Raw genomic sequence first — 21,950 nt, forward strand, 5'->3', positions numbered from 1 at the left:
GGTTAGATGAACGAGAAGACGACGAGCGCGACGGTCGGCAGCACGACGGCGAACTTCACGCCCGACAGCAGCGAGGCGTCCCGGATGTAGCCCGCGATGAACCCCGACAGCACCGCCTGGAGGGTCACCGCGTGGAAGAACAGCATCGACAGCAGGTTGGTGTCGATGCCGCCCCCGAACTGGGTCGCGCCCGACCCGCCGCCCGACGAGGCGGCCTGGCCGGCCAGGCCGGCCATCACGTCGAGGAACTTCACCTTCAGGATGGCCATCACCGCCAGCAGGGTGAGGTAGGTCATGATGATGATGACGACCTGCATCCGGGACCGGGACTTGCGCTCGCGGGCGATGTCGTCCTGGTTCTCGCTGGCCTGGGCCGCGGTCGAGAGCACCGCGCTGATCTGGCTGGATGCCTCCTGGGCCTTCGAGACCAGCTTGACCGTCCGGGCGAGCCGCGGGATGTGGTACCGGTTGTTGAACTCGATGAGCGCGGCCTTCAGGCTCATCCCGTACTCGACCTTGGCGTGGATGACGTCGAACTCGTCGGCCAGCTTCCCGGAGGAGGTGTCGGCGACCGTCCGGATCGACTCCAGCAGCGTGAGGCCGGTGTCGTTGGCCGACGACAGCTTCCGGAGGTTGTCCGAGAGCTTGTCGACGACCCTGTTGCGGGACCGGACGTTCCAGGTGTGGAAGATCGCCAGCGGGAGGAAGTTGACGTACACCGGGACGTACACGTAGATGAACGTCCCCCAGACCGGGTTGGCGATCATCCCGTCGAGGCTCCGCGGAGCGACGCCGGTCCAGACCGCGTTGCCGACCAGCACCAGCGACGCCGGGATCGTGAGCCCGAGGACGAACAGGGGGTGCTCCCGGAAGAAGACGTGGGGCCGCTTCAGCAGCGAGATGGTCTCGAACGTCCCCTCGCGGCTCTTGATCCGGTCGAACACCGAGAACTCCCCGACGTACTGCTCGACAAGCCCGAGGTGGAGCAGCCCCGCGCCGGTCGTGGCCTCGAGCCGGTCGCCGCCGTCCGCGGGGTTGAGGTAGCCGTCGCCGGGGTCGTCCTGCTTGACCGTCGAGACCAATACGAGGAAGCCGACACCGGTCAGGGGGATCAGCCCGTACACCGTCGCGTACAGCATCGACTTCTGGGCCTGGCCGAGCATCGACATGATGACCAGGATGATGATGAGCAGCAGCGGGAACAGCGAGAGGGTCATGTACATCTCGCCGAACAGTTCGAGGGTCTCTAATGTCATCTCCTGTTGCTGCTTGGCGGTCCGCATGTGCTTGTCCTTCTTGTCGTCGAGGAAGTCGCTCATGTCCCCGCCGGAGTTGACGATCGAGAGCATGTCGGTCAGGAACTGCCCCAGCTCGTCGCTGGGGGTCTCCAGCGACCGCTTGCGGATGGCGGTCCGATAGTCGGTGTCGAAGTACTCGGTCTCCTGGACGATCGACTGGAACTCCCGGGAGACCTCGCCGTAGGTGTCGTCGGCCTTCGCCATCGCCTCCAGGATCTCGAGCTGGTTGAGCCCGCCGACCGACAGCGCGTACATGAACGAGATGGCGTCGGGCAGCAGCATGTTGATCTCCCGCTCGCGCTCGCTGGCCCGCATGTAGGGGATGCCGACGATGATGCCGAACCCGATACCGAAGCCGATGGCCCCGAAGACGAGGCCGCTGACCGCGACCAGCGACGGGATCTTGAACGTCTTGATGATCCAGGCGACGTACTGGTTCGGGACCGGCACGCCGATGAGCACGCCCACCTCGACCACGCCTGTCACGAAGAGGACGTAGCCGACGAACGTGCCGAGCAGCCAGAGCACGACCCCGGCGAGCACGCCGACCGCCAGCCCCCGCGAGAGGTAGAGCTCGGCGGTGTCGGGCATCCGCGCCTCGGCGAGCTTGGTCTCGACGTCGTCGACGAAGTCCCCGTCGGCGTCGAACAGGTAGTCGAACAGCGGGTAGAACGCGTCGGCCAGCGAGTCGGCCGACCGGTCCGGGGAGGCGGCGCTCCCGGTGCTCATCGACCGGCCTCCCCGTCGTCGGCGTCGCCTGCGGAGCGGGAGTCGCTCGTCGAGCCGGGCTCCTCGCCGTCGTCGGAACTGCTCTCCCCGGTGTCGTCGAAGGCGGCCTCGAAGTCGCCGAACGCGTCGGCGCCGTCGTCGGTGTCGTCCAGCGGGCCGTCGCCGCCGTCGGTATCGCCCAGCGGACCGTCACCGCCGTCGGCGTCCTCGACCTCCTCGTCGGCCTCGTTGTAGACCTCGGGGAACTTCCCGAGCTCGCCGGCGTCGTTGACGTTCCGGACGCTGTCCTCGGGGCCGACCGACTCGGTGTCCTGAAACCGCCCGCCGTCGCCCGGCTCGGAGTTCAGCAGGTCCCCGCCGAACGGCGCGTCGGCGTCGTTCGTCGACGCGTCCGACGGCTCGTCCGGAGACGGTCCGTCGCCCGCGCCGGGTTCGGCCTCGATCTCGGCGGGCGCGTCGGTGGGCTCGGCCGACTCCGCGAGCGCGACCGCCAGCCCCTCGACGTCGGCGTCGGCGCCGCGGTAGTCGTCGAGCAGCCGGTCCTCGGCCTCCGCGAGGATGCCCTTCGAGAGCTCGTAGGTCTCCCGGCTGGGGTCGGGTCTGGGGACCATCTCCTCCTTCTTGGGGTCGACGTCGATCGAGACGCTCTCCATCTCCCGGAGGTCCTCGAGGCTCTCCTCCAGCTTCCCGTTGGCGACGAGGGTCAGGATGGTGTCGGGGTCGTTGATGAACGCCTGGACGGTGGCGGCGACCTGGGTGTACTCGTTGAGCCCGTTCTTGATGAGGTACGCCAGGATGACCCGGCGCTTGAGGATCTCGCGCTCGAGCTGGTCGCGGTCCCACCCGCGATCGAACATGATCTCCTCCATGGTGTTCGAACCCGACAGGCGCATGAACTCGTCGTCCTCGGCGCGCCACTGGAAGATGTCCTGGACGTTGATCTCGTCGTTCTCGGCGTTGTACTCGTTGATCTCGGTGAGCGACTTGTTCCGGCGCACCTTGCTGCCCTGGACCCGGGTCTGGGTCTGGATCGAGACGAGGTCGAGCGCGGTGAACAGGGTCTTGCTGACGTTGATGGGCTCGGTGGTGAACCGCTTGAGCACCTCGCCGACCGTGTCGGCGTGGAAGGTGGTGTAGGTCGTGTGGCCGGTCGACATGACCTGGAACAGCGTGCGGCCCTCCTCGCCGCGGATCTCGCCCATCACGATGTAGTCGGGCCGCTGGCGGAGCGCGGCCTCCAGCAGGTCGAACTCGTCGACGTCGCCCTTGTCGTCGTCCGAGAACGACGGGCGGGTGACGCTGGCGATCCAGTTGCGCTGGGGAAGCTCGACCTCCCGTGTGTCCTCGATGGAGACGATCTTCGAGTTGCTCGGGATGAACAGCGACACCGCGTTCAGGCTGGTGGTCTTCCCGGACGCGGTGCCCCCGGCGAAGATGAGCGACTTGTGGTTCTCGATGGCGAGCCACATGAACGCCATCTCCTCCAGCGAGAAGGTGTTCCAGTTCACCAGGTCGACCGGCGTGAACGGGACGTCCTTGAACTGCCGGATGGTGTAGTTGGTGCCGTGGTCGCTCACCTCGCGGCCGAGCGTGAGCTGGGCCCGGGAGCCGTCGGGCAGCGTGGCGTCGACCTGGGGCTGGCGCTTCGAGATGCCCTTGCCCGACCGCTGGGCCATCTTGACCACGAAGTCGTCGAGTTCGTCCTCGCCGTGGTAGACGTTGGTGATGACCTGCTCGTAGTCGGTGTGGTAGACGAACACCGGGGAGTTGTACCCGTCGACCGAGATGTCCTCGACGTTGATGTCGTGCTTGATGCCGTCGATGCGCTCGTAGCCGATGAAGTCCCGCCGGAGGTAGTACAGCAGCTTCTCGGCCTGGTACTCCGAGAGGGTCTCGTCGTCCTCCTCGATGAGCACCGGCTCGGGCCGGACCATGATCCCGTCGAGGCCGCCCTCGTCGTCGGGTTCGAGCGCCTCGATCTTGGCCTCGACCGCGGCCCGGACCTGCTCGCGCAGCGACCCGTCGGCCTCGAAGTCGAGGTCGAGGTACTCGTCGAGCCGGATTCGGGGTCCGTCGGCGTCGTCGTCCGTCTCGGGGAGGTCGGCGTCGTCCCGCGCGGCCGGCAGGTCGGCGTCTTCGCCTTCCTCGGCGTCTGCGGACGCGCCAGGTGACTCGGGCGACTCCGGTTCCTCGACTGCATCTGCCGGGGTATCAGCGTCCACGGACGAGTCGTCGCCCACCGCTCCGCCGTCCGCGACGACCTCGTCCGTCTCTCCGTCGGCGTCCGGCGTCGGTTCGGATTCGGTGTCGGCTTCGACTTCGGACACTGCGTCCTCGTCGACGTCCGCTTCGCCGTCGACGTCGCCATCGTCCTCGGCCTCGGTCGCGCTTCGCTGACGGCGCTCCTCGATGGCCTCCCGGAGGGGTTCGACCGCGGCGTCGGTCTCCTCGCGGAGCCGGTCGACGTACGCCGAGACCGCGTCCCTGGCGTCGTCGTAGCGGTCGAGCAGCTCCCGGAGCTGGCGGGCGCGCTCGCCGGTGTTCTCGGCGTAGAGGTCGTAGCGGGCCAGCAGTCGGAGGGTCTCGCGCTCGATGACCTCCTCGCGCTCCTCCTCCTCGGCCTCGACCACCACGTCCTCGCTGGAGTACTTGATCGAGGAGCGGAGCTTCCCGGTCAGGAACTCGGTGAGGTCGTCCTCGATGGGGGTGCAGTACGGCTCGACCAGGTAGTACTTGGTCTCGTTCTCCTTCTCGCTGTGGAAGACGACCACGAACGAGTAGGGCTTGTTGACCCAGTAGCGGTCGACCTCCCGGAAGTGCTGCTTCTTCGGCAGGTCGACCTCCTTCTCGAGGTCGTAGCGGTTGACCACCGTGGTGTGGCCCTCGACCGTCGAGAAGAACGCGTCCTCGTCGAGCTCCTCGGGGACGTCGAGCGTGCGCTCGTCCTCGATCTTTCGGAGCTTCCGGGCGTCGTGGGCGCCCTCGGCCAGCAGCTCCTCGAGGTCCTCCTCGGGGAAGCCGAGCCACTCCTCCTTCTCGAAGCGCTCGATCTCGCCCGCCTCGTCGCGGGGACGCTCCGGCGCGGTGACGCTCGTGTCCTCGTAGTAGTACTCGTACTTGAAGTGCTCCCAGTAGTACTCGCCCTTGGTGACGGGCGTGGTCGCGGGGTCGAGCCACTCCTCGAACGACGCGCTGAGGTCGGTGACCGCCGCGCCCCCCTCGAAGACGCTGTCGGGGACGTCGTCGTGGCCGGTCCACTCGCTGCGGTCGAACGGGATCACCTCGCCGTCGTCGTCCCGCGGACGCGCGACCCCGTCGTCGTCCTCGTCGTAGTAGTACTCGTACCGGAAGTGCTCCCAGAGGTACTCCCCGAGCGACACCGGCGTCGCCTCGGGGTCGAGGAAGTCCTCGAAGTAGGCGCTCAGCCCCGCCGCGGTCTCGGCGGCGTCCGCGACCCGGTCGCCGGTCTCGTCGGGGTCGTGACCCAGGTGCTCCTCGGGCTCGAAGGGGTAGGGCTTGCCCCGCCAGTTGGTCGGGGGGCTCCCGTCCTCGTAGAAGAACTCCTCCTTGAACGCCTCCCAGTCGTACTCGCCGACGGTGACCGCCGCGCTGGCCAGCTCGTCGTCGCTGATGTCGAGCGGTCCCGGACCGGCGTCGCTCTCCGGGGAGCCCTCGTCCTCCTCGAGCGAACCGTCGTCGCCCTCGGACGGGTCAGTGTCGCCCGCCGACTGGGCCTCCTCGTCCCCCGGCGCGGTCTCCTCGTCCGACGACGAGTCCTCGTCGTGCTCACCGTCGGTCCCGACCGAATCGGGATCGGTCTCGGCCGCGTTCCCCTCGTGCTCGGACGAGCTATCAGTGTCTCCGTCCGCGGACTCGTCCGTCTCGCCGCGGTCCGCATCGGTCCCGGTCGCACGCTCGTTCGAATCGTCCGCGTCCCCGGTGCCGTCGTCCGCGCCTTCACCTCTCTCGTCCGTACCTTCGTCTCTCTCGTCCGCGCTGGAGGGGAACGAGATCTCGTCGTCGCCCGAGTCTTCACGCGCATCGTCGTCCGAGCCGGCCCGGAACGATACCTCGGCGTCGTCCGAATCCGAGTCGGACCCGGTCTCCGCCGGCGTCGGCTCGGCGTCCGTCTCGCGCTCGTCGGGTCCGTCTCCGTCGCTCCTGCCCGCGTCGGCGTCTGTGTCGTCGGTCGACGGGTCGCCTCGCCGGCGACGGTCCTCGTCGTCCGCGTCCCGTTCGTCGCTCATTGGCTGTTCCCCTCGACTGAGACCGCAAAAGTCCTCGTAACAGAGAAGAGATACGTCCTCATACTTACGATATATGCTCAAGGCAGGGGTAATGAAAATTGTGGCCGAGTGGACGCTGAATTGATACTTGGAGACGCGCGATTTCCGGACGGACACGTCCAGCTGCCACCGACGCGCTCGCTAAAGTGGTACAGAGATTACAGTAGCCGACGTCGGAATCCGGACTGCTGAGTTACGTGTTGTCTGCAGTACAATAGATTCGTTCGGTGCGCCTCTCGTCGCACGTGAGAGCGATGCCTGTGACCCCGTACCCGCTTGCGACCGTCACGTCGACGCGGTCGGAAGGCGGGCGGCGAGGTCAGTCCGACAGCGAGGCCGAGCGCTCGAACTCGTCGCCGGCCTCGGTCTCGTGGAGCAGACAGCTCGCCTTGTGACCGGGCCGGGTCTCGGTGTACGTCGGCTTCCGGGTCTCGCAAACCGTCTCGAACTCGGTCGAGAGCAGGTCGTCGGCGCTCTCGAAGTCGCCCCGCGCGACGTACTCGAGCGCCTCGGCGAGGACGGCCTCCGCGTCGGCGTCGGGCAGCGGGTCGGGGACGTCGAACTCCTCGCGGATGACCGCGTCCATCTGGTCGGTCGTCACCGCCTCCTCGTCGATCTCGCCGTCGCGTTCGGCGACGACGTACTCCCGGACCGCGTCGACGTCGATCGAGCGCTTGCCGACCCGCTCCCGGAGATCCATCACCGACCGCCAGTGCTCCTGCTCGAAGTCGTAGCCCTCGGGCTGGATGACCTTGGGACACCGGGTGTGGAAGCGACAGCCGCTCGGCGGGTCCGACGGCGACGGGACGTCGCCCGACAGCTCGACGCCCATCCCGCGCTGGCGGGGGTCGGGCACCGGGATCGACGACAGCAGCGCCTGGGTGTAGGGGTGCTGGGGGTCCTCGAACAGCTGCTCGGTCGGACCGAGCTCGACGATCTCGCCGAGGTACATCACGGCCACCCGGTCGCACACCTCCCGGACGACGCCGAGGTCGTGGCTGATGAACAGCATCGACAGCCCGAACTCCTCCTTGATGTCGTTCATCAGCGAGAGCACCTCGGCCTGCACGCTCACGTCGAGCGCCGAGACCGGCTCGTCGGCGATGATGAGCTCCGGGTTCAGCACCAGCGCCCGCGCGAGCCCGACGCGCTGCTTCTGTCCGCCGGAGAACTCGTGGGGGTACCGGTGGTAGTCGTCGGCCGAGAGTCCGACTCGCTCGAGCAGGTCCTGCACGATGGCCCGCCGGCGCTCCTTGTCGTCGAGGCCGTGGACCCGCAGCGGCTCGGCGACCGACTCGCCGATGGTCATCCGCGGGTCGAAGCTCGAGGAGGGGTCCTGGTAGATCATCTGGGCCTGGCGGCGGAACTCCTTGAGCTGGCGGTCGTCGAACTCCGTGACGTCGTTGGGGTGCGGGTCGGCGTCGGGGTCGGTCACGGGGTCGTACTTCTCGCTGTTGAAGATGACCTCGCCCTCGGTGGGCTCCTCGAGCTGGATGATCGAGGAGGCCGCGGTCGACTTGCCGCAGCCCGACTCGCCGACCAGTCCCAGCGTCTCGCCGCGCGCGATGTCGAAGCTGATGCCGTCGACCGCCCGGACCCGGCCGACCTCCCGCGAGAGGATGCCCTCGGTGATGGGGTAGTGCTTCTTGAGGTTGCGGACCGACAGCAGGGGCTCGCCGTCAGTCATCGTCGGCACCTCCCTTGAAGCCGGCCGATGCGTCGCTCGCGTCGGTCCCGGAGACCACCGACTCGTCGTACGTCGGCTGGTAGTAGATGCACGAGGCGCGGTGGTCCTCGGCGTCGGTCGCCACCAGCGGCGGCTGGTCGCCCTCCCGGCAGTCGTCGATCGCGTGGGGACACCGCTCGGCGAACCGACAGCCGTCCGGCGGGTTCGTGGGGTCGGGCAGCGACCCCGGAATCCCGGTGGTCTCGTCGCCCCGGCCCGGCAGACACTCCATGAGCGCCTGGGTGTAGGGGTGGGCCGGGTTCTCGAACAGGTCGTAGACGTCGCCGGTCTCCATCACCTTGCCGGAGTACATCACGATGACCCGGTCGGCGACCTCGGCCACGACGCCCAGGTCGTGGGTGATGAGCAGGATGCTCATCCCGAGCTCGTCCTGGAGGTCGTTGAGCAGCCGGAGGATCTGGGCCTGGATGGTGACGTCGAGCGCGGTGGTGGGCTCGTCGGCGATGAGCAGGTCGGGCTCGGTCGCCAGCGCCATCGCGATCATGACCCGCTGTTTCATCCCGCCGGAGAACTGGTGGGGGTAGTCGTCGAACCGCGCGGTCGCCTCCGGGATGCCGACCTGGTCGAGCAGGTCGATGGCCTTCTCGCGGGCCTCGGCCTTCGAGAGGTCGTCGTGGAGCTGGATGGCCTCGACGATCTGCCAGCCGACCGTGTAGCAGTGGTTGAGCGCGTCCTGCGGGTTCTGGAAGATGTGGGCGATGTTGCTGCCCCGGACCTCCCGGAGTTCCTCGTCGCCCATCTCGTTGATGTCCCGGCCCTTGAACCGGATCTCGCCGTCGATCTCGCCCGGCGGCGTGTTGATGATCCTGGTGATGGACTCGCTGGCGACGGTCTTGCCGGAGCCGGACTCGCCGACGATGCAGACCGTCTCGCCCTCGTGGATGTCGAAGTCGATACCGTCGACCGCCCGGACGACGCCCTCGTCGGTCGTGAACGTCGTCGTGAGGTCGCGAACTGAGAGTAGTGGTTCGGTTCCAGTCATGGTTACGTGTCGGACTCCGAGTCGGCCTGCGGGTTGAGCGCGTCCAGCAGCGCGTCGCCGAGGAAGTTGTACGCGAGGATCGTGAAGAACAGGAAGACCCCCGGGATCGTCGAGATCCACCACGCGAACGAGAGGTCGCTCCGCCCGGCCGCGATGACCTGGCCCCACGACGGGACCGTCGGGTCGCCCAGGCCGAGGAACGACAGCGACGCCTCGAACAGGATGAACGTCGGGATGAGCAGCGTCAGGTCGGTGATGATGCTGCTGGCGGTGTTCGGGATGAGGTGGCGACGGATGATGTGCCACGTGCTCGCGCCGCTGGTCTTGGCGGCCTTGATGTACTCCTCCTCGGTCTTCTGGAGTGCGTTCGAGCGCACGTACCGCGCGTTGTTGCCCCAGGTGAGGCCGCCGAACATCAGCACGAACAGGAAGAGGCTCGGCTCGTACATGTAGGTGATGAGCAGGTACGCGATGAAGGTCGGGAAGACCATCTGGATGTCGACGTACCGCATCAGCACCTCGTCGACCAGGCCGCCGGCGTACGCCGCGACGGTGCCGACGACGCTGCCGATGACCATCACCAGCAGCGCGGAGATGAGCCCGATCTTCATGCTGACCTGCATCCCGTAGACGACGATCTTGAAGATGCTCTTGCCGTTGCCGGTCGTGCCCAGCGGGTACTTCAGCGTGCCGTGGCACATCCCGTTCGACACCTGGCCGGCGCACTGAATGACGTACGACGAGTCGACCGCCGTGAACGCCGGCGGCTGGTACTTGTTCAGCAGCGACAGCTCGGGCTTGCTGATGAACAGCGGCCCGACGATGCCGATCACGAAGATGGCGATGAGGTAGCCCAGGCTCACCATGGCCGGCCGGTTCTTCTTGAACTCGTCCCAGTAGTACCGCGTCATCCGCGGGTTCTGGTACATCGGGACGACCCCGTAGAAGAACAGCGCGACCAGGGTGAGCGCGAACAGCCAGTCGAGTTGGGAGACGCTGTACGACCAGCCGACGGCGCCGAACGTGGGCTCCCCGTCGGGAACCACGAACGCGTCGTACAGGAACAGCCCGGTAAGCACCGCGAGTACGGCCACCAGGCCTTTGTCGGAGGTCGACAGCGAGAGTCCGCCGCCGCTCGTCTCCTCGTCCCAGTCGACGTCCTCGAACGTGTCGTTCGGAGTGTTCTGGGTCGCCATCACCGATCACCGTACCCGATTCTGGGGTCGAGCAGCGTGTACACGATGTCCTGCAGGAGGTTGCCGACGACCGAGGCGAAGATGCCGATGAACGAGGTCCCGATCACCAGCGCGGTGTCCTGGGACCGGATCGCCTCGATCGTCAGCAGGCCGAGCCCGGGGATGCCGAACACCACCTCGACCAGGTACGACGAGCCGATGAACAGCGCGATCATCGACCCCACGAACGTGGTCGACATCGGCACCGACGCGGGCCGGAGGATGTGCCGCGTCAGGATGCGGGTGTTGTCGGCGCCCTTCGCGCGCGCGGTCTTGACGAAGTCGGTGTTGAGATACTCCGCCGCCTCGTTGCGGGTGACCCGCATGTACGTGCCGATCGAGCCGGTCACCAGCACGAACACCGGCAGGATGAGCTGCCTGACGTTCGCCCAGCTGAACACGGGGACGTCGCTGTTGTAGATCACGGGCACCCAGCCGAGGTGGACCGCGAACACCAGCAGCAGCATGATGCCGAACCAGAAGTTCGGGATCGACATCCCGAAGAACGCGAAGAAGGTCGCGATGTGGTCCTTCTTCGTGTACTGGTTGACCGCCGAGTACAGCCCGACGCCCGCGCCGATGAGCATGGTCAGTATCGTCCACGGGATGGAGTACTGCGCCGTGTAGTACAGCGACGTCAGTATCGCGTCCGTCACGGGTTGGCCCCTGCTGGACGACCACCCCCACTGTAGGGTGAACGTGTCGACCATGTAGTCGGTGTACCGCTGCCAGAGCGGCCGGTCGTAGCCGCGCAGCTTCTTGAGTCGCTCGGCCGCCGCTTCGCCGCTCTGTCCCTGCTGTGCGGCTTTCTGCTTTGCCTCGATGATGTCCTTGTCCGGTGCTGCCGCGAGCAGCCCCCAGGTGATGGAGATGATGATAAACGCCACCACGAACGTCCACATCAACCTGCGAGCCACGTACCATCTCATGCCCATTGTTGGTAGTCTCGTATCGAAGTACTGAAATCGGAAGGGAGTTCGGTCGGCGACGCGCTTACTGGCTGTCGGAGCTACGATGCCACGTCGAGAAGTCCCACTCGTTGAAGAAGTTCTCGATGGGGCCCTCGATGCCGTTGCGGTAACCGTAGATGTCCGAGTTGAGCGCCAGCATGCCCATCGGCTGGTCCTTCGACAGCTTGCCGAAGATCTCGCTGAGGATCTCCTTGCGCTTCTTCGGGTCGGTCTCCTTCTTGGCCTCGTTGAACAGCTTCCCGAAGTCGTAGGTCGGGTAGTAGCCGTACGGGTTGTACGTGCCGTCCTTCTTGAAGAAGACCTCGTTCGTGGTCGGCGTCATCGGGTAGGTGTTGAGCCCGTAGACGCGGGCCATGTCCCAGCCCTTCTTGCTGGTCGCCTTGTCGCGCGGGCCGGCGTTGTACGCGCCGTGGCTCCACTCGAACTGGTCGGCGTTCTCCGGCACCTGGTTCTGCCAGTAGTCGCGGACGAACTTGGTGGCGCCGACGCCGTTGAGCTTGACCTTGATGCCGGCGTTCTTCGCGAACTCCTGCTTGACGAACTGGGCGGTCGCGACCTCGGTCTGCTGACTCGACTGGTACATCAGCGTCAGCTCGACCTGTTCGCCGTTGCCGTCGACCAGCGTGTCGCCGTCGTAGCTGTACTCGGTGTCCTTGAGCGCCTTCTCCATCCGCGAACGGGTCGCCTCCGGCCCGTAGAGGTCGCCGACGCCGTACTTGACGACCTTGCTGTCGTCGTACCACGGCGACCACTTGGGCTGCCAGGTGAACTCGGGCTCGGCGTAGTTCCGGAACACGCCCTTCACGAACTTCTTCTTGTCGATGGCGCAGCCCAGCGCCTGCCGGACGCCCTGTTTGCGGAACGGCTTCCAGCCGTTGGCGCGCTGGTTGTAGAACAGCGGGACGTTGTACGGCTGGGGCGAGACGTTGAGGTAGACGTCCTTCTGCTGCTTGAAGTTCGACGCCTTGTTCGGCGGGATCTGGGCGTCGTCGATCTCGCCCGTCTTGAGGGCGGAGAGCCGCGAACTGCTCTCCTTGATGATCTGGGTCTCGAGGGTGTCGAAGTACGGGGCCTTCGAGAAGGCGTCCTTGACGTCGTCGGCCTCGCGCAGGTAGTACTCGTCGTTCCGCTCGAAGACCATCTTCTTCTGGCGCTGCCACTCCTTGAGCTTGTACGGACCGAGGTTCCCGGTGAACGACAGGTTGTTCAGCTCCTTGTCCTGCTTCAGCCCCTTGGCGTCCTGCTTGTCGACGTAGGGCTTGATGAGCTTCTTCGGGGCGGTCAGCGTCGCCCACATGTTCGGCCGCTTGGGGTACGCGGGGTCGACCTCGGGAAGCCGGATCTCGAAGGAGTACTTGCCGGTCTTCTCGACCGGAATCGGCTTGCCGTCGTCGGTGTGCCAGTAGGACTTGTCCGCGCTGCCGGCCCAGTCGGTCTGGTGGACCTTCTTGATCAGGTAGACGTAGTCCTCGGCGGTCAGTTGGCCGTAGGGCTCGCTCCAGTGGAGGTTCTCCCGGAGCTTCGCCGTGTAGACCCGCTTGTCGTCGGTGGTGAGCTCGAGCCACCGCGGGAACATCTTCTGTCCCGGCTTGAAGGTGTACGAGGAGTCCAGCGTGTACATGATGTGGTTCCCCGTGGTGTCCTCCGTGTTGTAGATCAGGTTGAGGGAGTCGAAGCTGGAGGAGACCGCCTGCGTGTAGGTCCCGCCGACTTCGGGGAGTTCGCCGCCCTCGGTGGTCGTCCCCTGGGTGGTTCCCTCACCGAAGTTGACGTCGTCGGTCGTCGTTGCGGTGGTGCTGTCCTGCGGGCTGTCCGACCCCTGGCAACCGGCGAGACCGGCGGTACCGGCCATGCCGAGCGCCGCGAGCCATTTCCGCCGGTTCATCCCGGGACTGCCGTGGTCTGTGGTATCAAAGCCGTTGTTGCCAGATGGCATATCCTTTACCTAATGCTAGCTACCTATATATGTGTCGGTTCGTTCGATTCGTTCCGATTCCACCGGGTGCGTTCTTCCCATGAACGTGCTCTCTCAGTGGATATTTTACGGGGAACGTAAACCGTTCCCTGCGCGAATCCCAAAATGGACGAATGTGATCAATAATGGGCACAGATACGGCCCACAGGATTATGAAGTAGAAAGAGCGCCGAGACGCTCGGCCGCGGACCGGCAGGTTACGCCGGTCGGGTCACGCCGAGCGCCTCGATGAGCGCCGTCGCTGCGGCGTGCGAGGACTCCGGCCCCCGGGCCGTGATGAGGTCGCCGTCGACGGTGACGCTCTCGTCGGCGTCGAGTTCGGCGTCCCAGTTGCCGCCGGCGGCCTCGACCTCGTCCTCGACCCAGTAGGGGAGCTTGCGGCCGTCGGGCATCAGGTCGTGGTCGTCGACGATGTTCTCCTCCCACTCGTTGGGGAAGCCGGTCACGTCCCGGCCCTCGACGAGGAACCCGCCGTCGCTGTCGCGGGTGAACGCGAGCAGCCCGACCGCGTGACAGACGACCAGCGCCTTCCGGTCGTCGTCGCCCTCGACCGTCTCGCGCAGCAGCTGTCGGGCGTGCTTGTCCTGATTGACGTCCCACTCGGTCCCGTGGCCGCCGGGGAACACCACCGCGTCGTACTGGTCGGCGTCCGCGGCGGCGAGGGGCATCGGGTTCTGGAGGCGCTCGTCGGACTCGTGGACCTCCTTGACCCGCTCGGCGGTCTCCTCGCCGACGTTCTCCGGGTCGACTGAGCGGTCGTCGACCACCGGCTTGCCGCCGGTCGGCGTCGCGACGTCGATGCTGGCCTCGGTCTCCGAGAGCGTCTCCAGCGGGTCGACGCACTCTTCGCCCCAGTACCCCTCCTCGCTCACGACGAACAGTACGGATGTCATCGGGTGGTCGTAGTGGCTGGCGACCAATAAAACGTGGCTTACCGGCCGTCGTGGCCGGCCCTTCGGCGGGTTACGCCGGACGTCTCGGCGGCGATAGTTCGGCGTGCTTGCCGTACAGAACAGGTCTGAATCCGGACCCAGCCTCGGCTAGCGATGAAACGCTTCGCGGTGTGAGTTCGCTGAGAAAGTAGCGGGAGGTAGATTTGAACTACGCCAGGACGTGCTCACTTCGTTGCGCGTGCTGCCTTATTCGAATCTACTCCGTGCACGGGTTCCGAACTCCGGATCAAATCGGCGATGAGGGGCCTCGCGGTGTGAGTTCGGCAAAAACATAGCGGGAGGTAGATTTGAACTACCGATCTGCGGGTTATGAGCCCGCCGGAATCTCCTGGCTATCCCATCCCGCTACCATTTCGTAGCGCCGACCGACAGATAAGGATTGTGATTCGGTCGTCGTATGCGAATTTTTGCCGGTGGCGCCGCCCCGGGCGACCGCGGTGACCATCGCCGCTGGCGACCGCGAGGGGGCACGGCCCGGTTCGATACGTCCGCGAGATGGTCCGATATGGATTCAGACGCGCCACCCGCACCGAGCGTTCCTCGACGGGTTACGGCCGGCCTGCCGGCGCGAACGGCCGCAGCGCCCGTGAGACGAACCCCAAGACGTTTATCGCTCGGTCGCACGACTACGTACCGAATGGAGTACGCGCTCGTCCTGCTGTGGTTCGTCGCCTTCCAGGCGCTCGCGTTCGTCGCGCTGCCGCTCGCCGCCCGGGTGTTCCCCGGCTTCCCCGACCGGGGCGCGGCGTTCGCCCTCCCGGTGGCGCTGGTCGTCGCGACCGTCGTCGCCTACTGGGTCGGCCACCTCGCGTTCGGTCGGTGGACCGCGTTCCTCGGCGTCGGCGCCGTCGCCGCGCTCTCGGGGGTCGTTCTGTGGAGCGACCGGTCGCTCAGATCCGGGGAGGACGCCGTCCCGCCGGTAGACGTGCGCGCGTACGGTGAAACTGTAATCGTCTTCGGCGTCGCGTTCGCGCTCCTGGTTGCCGTCCGGGCCGTCGACCCGTCGATCCACCCCGGCGGCGGCGAGAAGTTCCTCGACTTCGGCATCATGAAGTCGCTGCTGCGGGCCGACGTCTTGCCGCCCCAGGACATGTGGTGGGCCGGCGAGCACGTCCTCTACTACTACGGCGGCCACCTCATGGCCGCCCTGCTCGCCCAGCTCACGGGCACCGAGGGGGAGTTCGCCTACAACCTCGCGCTCTCGGGGTTCTACGCGACGCTGGTCACGGCGGCCTACGGCCTGGCGGCCGCGCTGGCCGACGCCCGGGGCGCTCCACGGCGGACCGCGGGCGCGTTCGGCGCGTTCTTCGTCGGCTTCGCGGCCAACCTGGTGACTGCGGTCACCGGGCTCGTCTGGCTGCTTCCCGACCCGACGGCGCGGAAGGTAGCCGGCTGGCTCGCCGAGCCCCTCGGCGACTCGTCGTCGAGCGGTCTCGTGACCGGCGGGCTGGACTCGTTCGGCTACTGGGCGCCGAGCCGGGTGATCCCCGGCACCATCAACGAGTTCCCGCTGTTCTCGTTCCTCAACGGCGACCTCCACGCCCACATGGTCAGCACGCCCTTCCTGCTGTTGGTCGCCGCGCTCGGGTTCGCCTACTACCGGACCCGGCCCGGCGCGCTCCGGCGCCGACAGGCGCTCGCGTTCGGCGCCCTCCCGGTCGTGGTTGGGCTGCTCGGCCTCGTCAACGTCTGGAGCTTCCCGACCGGCCTCGGCGTGGTGTGGCTCGCGGTCGTGTTCGCGCCCGCCGACCCGCTGACGCTGTTCCCCGGCGTTGCCGCCGACGAGGCCGCCGAGCCGGTCACCGACGGCGGTGCGGGCGCGAACGCAGGTGACGGGGCGGCGAGCGGAGTCGACCTCGCGCTGCTCGCGGAGGCGCGCCGGGTCGGCGCCGCGTTCGCCGCCACCGCGGCGGTGGCGGTCGCCGCCGTCGCGTGGGTCGCCCCGTTCGTGTTCGGCATCCTGCTGCGCTCGACCGGTAACCGGAGCATCGCGTTCCTGCCCGAGCAGTCGAGCGCGGTCGGCCTGCTGCTGGTCCACGGCGCGTTCCTCGCGGTGTTCGCGGCGTACCTCTGGCCGCGGGCGACGGTGGCGTTCGACGTCGACCCCGTCCGGTTCGGACTGCTGGCCGCGGCGCTGGTCGGGTGGGCCTGGGTCGTGAACTACCCGGTGCTGGTGCTGGTCGTTCCGCTGCTCGCGGTCGGCTGGCTGCTGCTCCGGGCGACCGGCGACGCCCTCGGTTCGGGCGGCGTCGGCTACGAGACGGTGCTGCTGGTCGCGGGCGCCGGCCTCGTCACGCTGGTGGAGTTCGTCTACGTGAAGGACAGCGCCGCGGGCGGCCGGTTCAACACCGTGTTCAAGGTGTACATGCAGGTGTGGGTGCTCTGGGCGACCGCCGCGGGCGCCGCGCTGGCGTCGCTGGTCGGCTCGGCCGGCCCGACCGACTGGACGCTGCCCCGGGTCGGGGTCGACCGGTCGACGGTCATGGGCGGGTTCGCCGCGGTGCTGGTGGTCTCGACCGCGCTCTACGGCGGACTGGCGCTGAGCGGTCACTTCACCGCGGAGGGCCACCGCACGGAGAACCCCACGCTGGCCGGCAAGGCGTTCGTCGAGGACCGCCACCCGGGCGAGGCGCCCGCCATCGCGTGGCTCGACGCCAGGGAGGGCCAGCCCCACATCGTCTCGCCGCCCGGCCGCCAGGTGTACTCGTGGACCAGTCCCGCCTCGTCGCTGACCGGCGTGCCGACGGTCATCGGCTGGGTGTACCACGAGGGCATCTACCGCGGTCACGACACCGCGGAGTTCCGGGCCGAGGAGGTCGACCTCATCTACACGGGGACGTGGGCCGACCGGGCCGAACTGCTCCAGAAGTACGACGTGCAGTACATCTACGTCGGCCCGCGGGCCCGCGACCGGTACGCCGCAGAGAACCTCCAGTTCGGCCAGTACCCCGGCATAGAGCCCGTCTTCGACGAGGGCGACGTCGTCATCTACCGCGTCGACCAGTCGAAGCTCTGAACCGGTGTCGGCTTCGGGACAGTGGCGCAGCGAGACGGCCGGACGAACGCAGAGTTCGCCGCGGCCACTTCGTCGCGCGAGTAGTAGAAGAGCTGTGGAATCGGCCGAACCGCGAACTGTTCTGCCGCGCGAAGCCTCCGCGACCCTGTCAGTCGTCGGCGTCCTCGCGGCCGACCCACGCCGAGCGGCACGCCTCCGAGCAGAAGTCGTAGATCTCGACCGTACCGTCGTCGTCGCGGACGGTCGCGACGGGGTGCCACTCGTCGGCCGGCACCGCGGCCCCGCATCGCGCGCACTCGTCGGTCATGGCGCGGCCGTTCCTCGTTCCGTCGCCTGCCGCGTGCTGGGCCGGGTCACGGCTACGCAGCACCGGTCCTCCGTCGGCGGTGTCGGGTAGTCGTCATCGCCTCGGCGTGCTCACCGGGTCTCGTCGGCGAGCTCGGTCGCGACCGAGCGCTCGGTCACCTCCACGTCGCCGCTGCCGCGGACGACGACGTCGCAGCCGGCGAACGCGAACTCGACGCGGCCCCGGTTCCGGGCGCCCGCGCCGGTCGCGGAGAACAGCCGGTCGAGCGCGTCCGGGTCGATGACGTGGTAGAGCGGTCCGACCTCGGTCGCGTCGCTGTCGGTCTCCTCGGCGACGGCGTCGATGACGCGCTGGCTTATCGACTGCTTTCCGAAGGTGTCCCCGCTGATGCTCTGACTCATGTTCTATACACGGTTCTATAGCGCGATAGAGGGATAGCACTTGACGATAGATGCATACGCGCGCCGGCCCCGGCGAGGTTATGTATCTAAATCGCCGCCGTGCGATGCTGACGCCCCTCCGAATGGCAGCGGTGCACGTCCCTCGGTGCGCCCACGCGGTCTCAGTCCTCGAACAGCAGGCCGAACAGCGTCCGCTCGGCGCCGCGGACGTGTCGGCTGACGGTCGGCTGTGACACCCCGAGCGCGTCGGCGATCTCCTGGGCCGTGCTCTCGCGGGGCCACTCGAAGAAGCCGCCGAAGTACGCCGTCCGGAGCACCTCGGCCTGTCGCTCGGTGAGCCGGGCGGCCACCTCCGACTCGAAGTCCTGTTGGGTCATCACCGGCTCGTCGCGCTCGCGACGGGCGACCAGTTGGGCCTCGTCGTAGTACTCCTCAAACAGGTCCACGAACGTCCGGACGTTCGCGCTCCGGGGGATCCGGACGACGAACCGACCCTCGTCGGGCGTGGCCGTGATGTTCCGGGGCATCGCGCCGCGGTCGATCAGCGACCGGAGGAACGACTCGTCGGTCAGCACGGCCTCGAAGAGGAAGTCGCCGTCGCGCTCTGCGATCAGCCGGACGTCCTCGACCCACGACACGTCCTCGGCGAACCCGAGCGCCCGGTCGGGCGGCGCCTCCCGGACGGTGAAGTAGGCGTGGAGGCGGCCGTCGGACCGCTGGACGACGTTCTCGAACTCGAACTCGGCGCCGGTCTCGGCCACGAACGCCAGGACGGGGTTGCCGGTGCCGCGGATGCGGAAGTCGAGCTCGACCGACCGCTCGCTCACCAGCGCCTGCCTCTGTTCGATGGCGTTGAGCGCGTAGCCGATGGTCTCGCCCAGCTCCGACAGCACCGTCCGCTCGAGGTCGTCGAACACGTCGGTCTCGCCGGCGTAGAGGTTGAGGACGCCCCGGAGCGTCCCGCCGTAGACGACCGGCACCGACGCGCTCGACCGGTAGCCCCGCTTGAGCGCCTCCTCGCGCCAGGGGTCGAACGGCGGGTCGCCCAGCAGGTCGTTCTGGACCTGGACCTCCTCGGTCCGGACCGCCCGACCGGAGGGGCCCCGGCCGTGGGCGTCCCTGGAATCGGCGTTCACGGTGACGGCGTCGAGGTAGCCGTCCTCGACCCCCGCCGACGCCTCGGGCGTGACGCTGCCGGTGGCCCTGTCGTGGGTCCCGAACCACGCGAACCGGTAGGGGCCGGCGTCGGTCAGCCGGTCGCAGACCGCCTGCATCACGTCCTCCCGGGACGACGCCCGGGTCAGCGCCTTGATTATCTCGCGGATCACGCTGTTGAGTCGGTTGACCCGCTCAAGCTCGCGGTTCTTGGTGCGGAGGTCGTTGCGCTGCTCGCGCAGCGTGGCCTCCCGGTCGGCCCGGTCGAGCGCGGACCGGACGTTCGAGCACAGCACGTCGGCCAGCGACCGGTCGGTCGCGTCGAACGCCGCGCGGTCGGGCGACCCAGCCGCGAACACGCCGTACCTGCCGAGCGGGACGACCAGCGCGCTCCCCGTCTCGGCGTCGCCGTCGACCGCCGCGGGGAGGTCGTCGAACGACTTCGTCTCGCTCTCGACGAACGCCCGCCACGCGACGCCGCCGGGGTCCCCGAGGAGCGCGTCGTCGACGTCGCCGTTCCACCGCTGCACCGTAGACGAGAGGTTGCCGCCGTCGCCGTCGTACAGCGCCACCGCGGCGTTCGGGAACCCCAGCACCTCGACCGCCGCGTCGACGCCGAGGTCGCAGATGTCGGTCCGGCCCTCGGCCTCGGCCAGCGACTGCAGCATCTCGTTGAGCGAGGCGAGCTTCTCCTCGCGGCGCTTGCGGTCGGAGACGTCCCGGACGACGCCGACCCGACCCAGTTCGTCGCCGAGGTCGAGGGGCGCGATCCGGGCCTCCACGGGGACCGTCTCCCCGTCGGCGGTTGGCAGGTCTCCCTCCATCGACACCACGCCGCCGTCCCGCTCGAGGGTCGCCTGCACGCGCCTGCTCTCCGCGACGAGGTCGTCGCCGATGACCATCGACGCGGGCGCCCCGAGCAGCTCCTCGCGGTCGTACCCCGTGAGCTCGACGTAGGCGTCGTTGACGGCGACGAACCGGGAGTCGGCGTCGAGCGCGTACACCCCGTCGCCGACCGCGTCGAGCATCGCCTCGGACCGCTCCAGCCGGCGCTCGCGCTCGCGGCGCTGGACGACCGTCGCGAGGATGTGGGCCACGCTCTGGACGAACTGCACCTCGTGGTCGTCGTAGGACCCGGGCGCGGTGTCGTGGGTGCCTAGGATTCCCCAGGGGTCGTCGGGCGAGCCGATGACCGTCGAGACGCCGCTGCGTACGCCGTGGGACGTGAGCAGCGCCGGTCCGGAGAACCGGTCCTCGGTCTCGAGGTCCGCGACCACGACCGGCTCGGCCGACAGCAGCGTGTACCCCGCCTGGGAGTCGCACTCGGTGCCGACGGTCGCCGAGCCGACCAGCCCCTCCCGCCAGCCGACGCCCGCCCGGAGCAGCAGGTCGTCGCGTTCGGGCCGGAGCTCCAGCACCTTGCAGTAGTCGTTGTCGAGCACGTCGGCGACGAGTTCGACCGCCAGGTCCATCAGGTCGGTCAGCGACTCGTCGCCGAGCGCGCGCCGGGAGAACGCCGCGAGCGCCTCCTGCTGGGCGACCCTGTCGCGCAGCTCGGACTCCCGGCGCTTGCGCTCGGAGATGTCCCGGACGATGCCGGTGAACCGGCGCTCCCCGTCGGAGACGAACTCGCTGAACGAGACGCCCAGTGGGATCTCGGTGCCGTCCCGGCGGCGCCCGGGGAGTTCGACGTAGCGCCAGTCGACGTGGCGCTCGCCCTCCCGCAGGTAGCGCCGGACGCCCTCGCGGTGGCGCTCGGCCAGCTCCGGCGACATGAGCGTCGTCAGGGGCTCGCCGACGAGCTCGTCGGGCGCGTAGCCGAACAGCTCCTCGACCGCGGAGTTGGCGTAGCGGACGACGCTGTCGGTGTCGATGACGAGCACCGCGTCCGACAGCTCCTCGGCGAGCGCCCGGAAGTGCTCGCCCCCGACGCCGCCGTCGGCGACGGCCTCGCCGGTCGACTCGACGCCGGCCGCGAGCGGAATCCGGGCCGGGTCGGCGGCCCGTTCCGCGTGCGGTCGCCGACCGGTCATCGCTCGGAGGCCTCCCTCCCCGGTCGGCGTCGGGTTTGTTTCACTGCGAGTACGCGTACGTCCACAGGTGTGACTCTGACGCAGAAACCAAGGGGCCAGATCCAAAAAAGTCCCTCGGCCGGACGAGACCGGTTCTGACGGGACCGGTTCGGACGAGACCCCGCGGCGACAACTACCCCTGCCCCGTCTTGATCTCGACGCCCTCGAACGTCACGGTGACCGACTCGCCGTACCGGTCGCCGTTCTTCTCGTCGTGGCGCTTGAACTCCGGCGGCTCGACCCGCACCTCGATGTCGTAGGTCCCCTCGCCGGGCACCGCGAGGTTCTTCCCGTAGTGGTAGAGCCCCGGGTGCCAGAGCAGCGGGAGCCGGGTCGGGCCGACCCACTCGCCGCTCTCGTCGACCAGCGAGGCGATGACGGTGCACTCCGGGACGAGCCGACCGTCCTCGGCGTCGCAGACCGCCACCTCGAGGTGGCAGTTCTCGTCGCCGGGCTCCACCCACGCGAACTGCCCCTCGTCCTGCAGGACGTACATCCCCTCGGCCTTCTCCTGGGCGAACCCGACGACGTACTCGCCGACCTCCCGCTTGCCGCCGGCCTCGGCGACCTCGTTGGCCATGTACTCGAGCGCCTCCTGGTAGGCGTCGCCCGCCTTCTGGGCGAGGTCGAGCTGTTGCTGGTCTACCTCCTCGCTCGTCTGCTTGCCTGGATTGTCGGGCATAGCAATCGTAAGAGACACAACAAGTACGCGATTAAGGGTTGTGGCGGGGAGTGACGCCCTGCCCCGTCGGATCGCCCGACAGCGCAGGGGTGACGGGTGATTCGCCAGCTCGGGTAACGGTGAATCGGTCGGCTCACGGGT

The 21,950-nt window shown here is 68.0% G+C and carries 13 protein-coding genes and 1 tRNA gene; 1 reads left to right on the plus strand and 13 read right to left on the minus strand.

The window, feature by feature from the left end:
* Positions 1-2: 2 nt before the first annotated feature.
* The 9 genes from ACQUQF_RS12215 to ACQUQF_RS12255 form a co-directional block, all read right to left on the minus strand.
* Positions 3-2,027, minus strand: a complete 2,025-nt coding sequence (locus tag ACQUQF_RS12215; RefSeq protein WP_435179158.1) for a type II secretion system F family protein — start codon at positions 2,025-2,027, stop codon at positions 3-5.
* Complete coding sequence (locus tag ACQUQF_RS12220) at positions 2,024-6,274, minus strand: ATPase, T2SS/T4P/T4SS family (RefSeq protein ID WP_435179160.1); 4,251 nt, start codon at positions 6,272-6,274, stop codon at positions 2,024-2,026. Before ACQUQF_RS12220 ends, ACQUQF_RS12215 begins: the two co-directional genes overlap by 4 nt.
* A gap of 358 nt (positions 6,275-6,632) precedes the next feature.
* Positions 6,633-8,000, minus strand: a complete 1,368-nt coding sequence (locus ACQUQF_RS12225) for an ABC transporter ATP-binding protein (protein WP_435179162.1) — start codon at positions 7,998-8,000, stop codon at positions 6,633-6,635.
* The gene (locus ACQUQF_RS12230) at positions 7,993-9,042 is read right to left on the minus strand and encodes an ABC transporter ATP-binding protein (protein ID WP_435179164.1); all 1,050 of its coding nucleotides are present in this window, start codon (positions 9,040-9,042) and stop codon (positions 7,993-7,995) included. Before ACQUQF_RS12230 ends, ACQUQF_RS12225 begins: the two co-directional genes overlap by 8 nt.
* Before the next feature lie 2 nt (positions 9,043-9,044).
* Positions 9,045-10,238 carry an ABC transporter permease gene (locus ACQUQF_RS12235; RefSeq protein WP_435179166.1) on the minus strand — a complete coding sequence of 398 codons (1,194 nt, stop codon included), beginning with the start codon at positions 10,236-10,238 and terminating at the stop codon, positions 9,045-9,047.
* The gene (locus tag ACQUQF_RS12240; RefSeq protein WP_435179168.1) at positions 10,238-11,212 is read right to left on the minus strand and encodes an ABC transporter permease; all 975 of its coding nucleotides are present in this window, start codon (positions 11,210-11,212) and stop codon (positions 10,238-10,240) included. The genes ACQUQF_RS12235 and ACQUQF_RS12240 overlap by 1 nt, the downstream gene beginning before the upstream one ends.
* Positions 11,213-11,270: 58 nt before the next feature.
* On the minus strand, positions 11,271-13,184 hold the full coding sequence (locus tag ACQUQF_RS12245; RefSeq protein WP_435179170.1) for an ABC transporter substrate-binding protein: 1,914 nt from the start codon (positions 13,182-13,184) through the stop codon (positions 11,271-11,273).
* A 236-nt stretch (positions 13,185-13,420) separates the two neighbouring features.
* Positions 13,421-14,116, minus strand: a complete 696-nt coding sequence (locus tag ACQUQF_RS12250) for a type 1 glutamine amidotransferase domain-containing protein (protein ID WP_435179173.1) — start codon at positions 14,114-14,116, stop codon at positions 13,421-13,423.
* A gap of 332 nt (positions 14,117-14,448) precedes the next feature.
* Positions 14,449-14,523: transfer RNA gene (locus tag ACQUQF_RS12255), tRNA-Met, on the minus strand.
* A 290-nt stretch (positions 14,524-14,813) separates the two neighbouring features.
* Here ACQUQF_RS12255 and ACQUQF_RS12260 point away from each other — a divergent pair.
* Positions 14,814-17,192 carry a DUF2298 domain-containing protein gene (locus ACQUQF_RS12260; protein ID WP_435179175.1) on the plus strand — a complete coding sequence of 793 codons (2,379 nt, stop codon included), beginning with the start codon at positions 14,814-14,816 and terminating at the stop codon, positions 17,190-17,192.
* A 148-nt stretch (positions 17,193-17,340) separates the two neighbouring features.
* Here the strand turns inward: ACQUQF_RS12260 and ACQUQF_RS12265 are convergent, their stop codons facing one another.
* From ACQUQF_RS12265 to ACQUQF_RS12280, 4 genes are all read right to left on the minus strand, one after another.
* The gene (locus ACQUQF_RS12265) at positions 17,341-17,499 is read right to left on the minus strand and encodes a DUF7576 family protein (RefSeq protein WP_435179177.1); all 159 of its coding nucleotides are present in this window, start codon (positions 17,497-17,499) and stop codon (positions 17,341-17,343) included.
* A gap of 110 nt (positions 17,500-17,609) precedes the next feature.
* Positions 17,610-17,900 (minus strand): HalOD1 output domain-containing protein, encoded by a 291-nt coding sequence (locus tag ACQUQF_RS12270; RefSeq protein ID WP_435179179.1) that lies wholly within the window; start codon positions 17,898-17,900, stop codon positions 17,610-17,612.
* Between the two features lie 161 nt (positions 17,901-18,061).
* Complete coding sequence (locus ACQUQF_RS12275) at positions 18,062-21,088, minus strand: PAS domain S-box protein (protein ID WP_435179181.1); 3,027 nt, start codon at positions 21,086-21,088, stop codon at positions 18,062-18,064.
* 172 nt (positions 21,089-21,260) lie between these two features.
* Positions 21,261-21,809 carry an iron transporter gene (locus ACQUQF_RS12280; protein ID WP_435179183.1) on the minus strand — a complete coding sequence of 183 codons (549 nt, stop codon included), beginning with the start codon at positions 21,807-21,809 and terminating at the stop codon, positions 21,261-21,263.
* Positions 21,810-21,950: the final 141 nt, after the last annotated feature.

Source organism: Halorussus sp. AFM4 (genome assembly GCF_051194995.1).
In the GTDB taxonomy this organism is placed as follows: Archaea; Halobacteriota; Halobacteria; order Halobacteriales; family Haladaptataceae; genus Halorussus.

Bases quoted from the DNA above. Each gene is read 5' to 3' on its own strand.
- ACQUQF_RS12270 (WP_435179179.1), bottom strand. From the start codon at position 17,900: ATGAGTCAGAGCATCAGCGGGGACACCTTCGGAAAGCAGTCGATAAGC.
- ACQUQF_RS12230 (WP_435179164.1), bottom strand. From the start codon at position 9,042: ATGACTGGAACCGAACCACTACTCTCAGTTCGCGACCTCACGACGACG.
- ACQUQF_RS12260 (WP_435179175.1), top strand. From the start codon at position 14,814: ATGGAGTACGCGCTCGTCCTGCTGTGGTTCGTCGCCTTCCAGGCGCTC.
- ACQUQF_RS12240 (WP_435179168.1), bottom strand. From the start codon at position 11,212: ATGGGCATGAGATGGTACGTGGCTCGCAGGTTGATGTGGACGTTCGTG.
- ACQUQF_RS12245 (WP_435179170.1), bottom strand. From the start codon at position 13,184: ATGCCATCTGGCAACAACGGCTTTGATACCACAGACCACGGCAGTCCC.
- ACQUQF_RS12220 (WP_435179160.1), bottom strand. From the start codon at position 6,274: ATGAGCGACGAACGGGACGCGGACGACGAGGACCGTCGCCGGCGAGGC.
- ACQUQF_RS12280 (WP_435179183.1), bottom strand. From the start codon at position 21,809: ATGCCCGACAATCCAGGCAAGCAGACGAGCGAGGAGGTAGACCAGCAA.
- ACQUQF_RS12225 (WP_435179162.1), bottom strand. From the start codon at position 8,000: ATGACTGACGGCGAGCCCCTGCTGTCGGTCCGCAACCTCAAGAAGCAC.
- ACQUQF_RS12215 (WP_435179158.1), bottom strand. From the start codon at position 2,027: ATGAGCACCGGGAGCGCCGCCTCCCCGGACCGGTCGGCCGACTCGCTG.
- ACQUQF_RS12265 (WP_435179177.1), bottom strand. From the start codon at position 17,499: ATGACCGACGAGTGCGCGCGATGCGGGGCCGCGGTGCCGGCCGACGAG.
- ACQUQF_RS12250 (WP_435179173.1), bottom strand. From the start codon at position 14,116: ATGACATCCGTACTGTTCGTCGTGAGCGAGGAGGGGTACTGGGGCGAA.
- ACQUQF_RS12275 (WP_435179181.1), bottom strand. From the start codon at position 21,088: ATGACCGGTCGGCGACCGCACGCGGAACGGGCCGCCGACCCGGCCCGG.
- ACQUQF_RS12235 (WP_435179166.1), bottom strand. From the start codon at position 10,238: ATGGCGACCCAGAACACTCCGAACGACACGTTCGAGGACGTCGACTGG.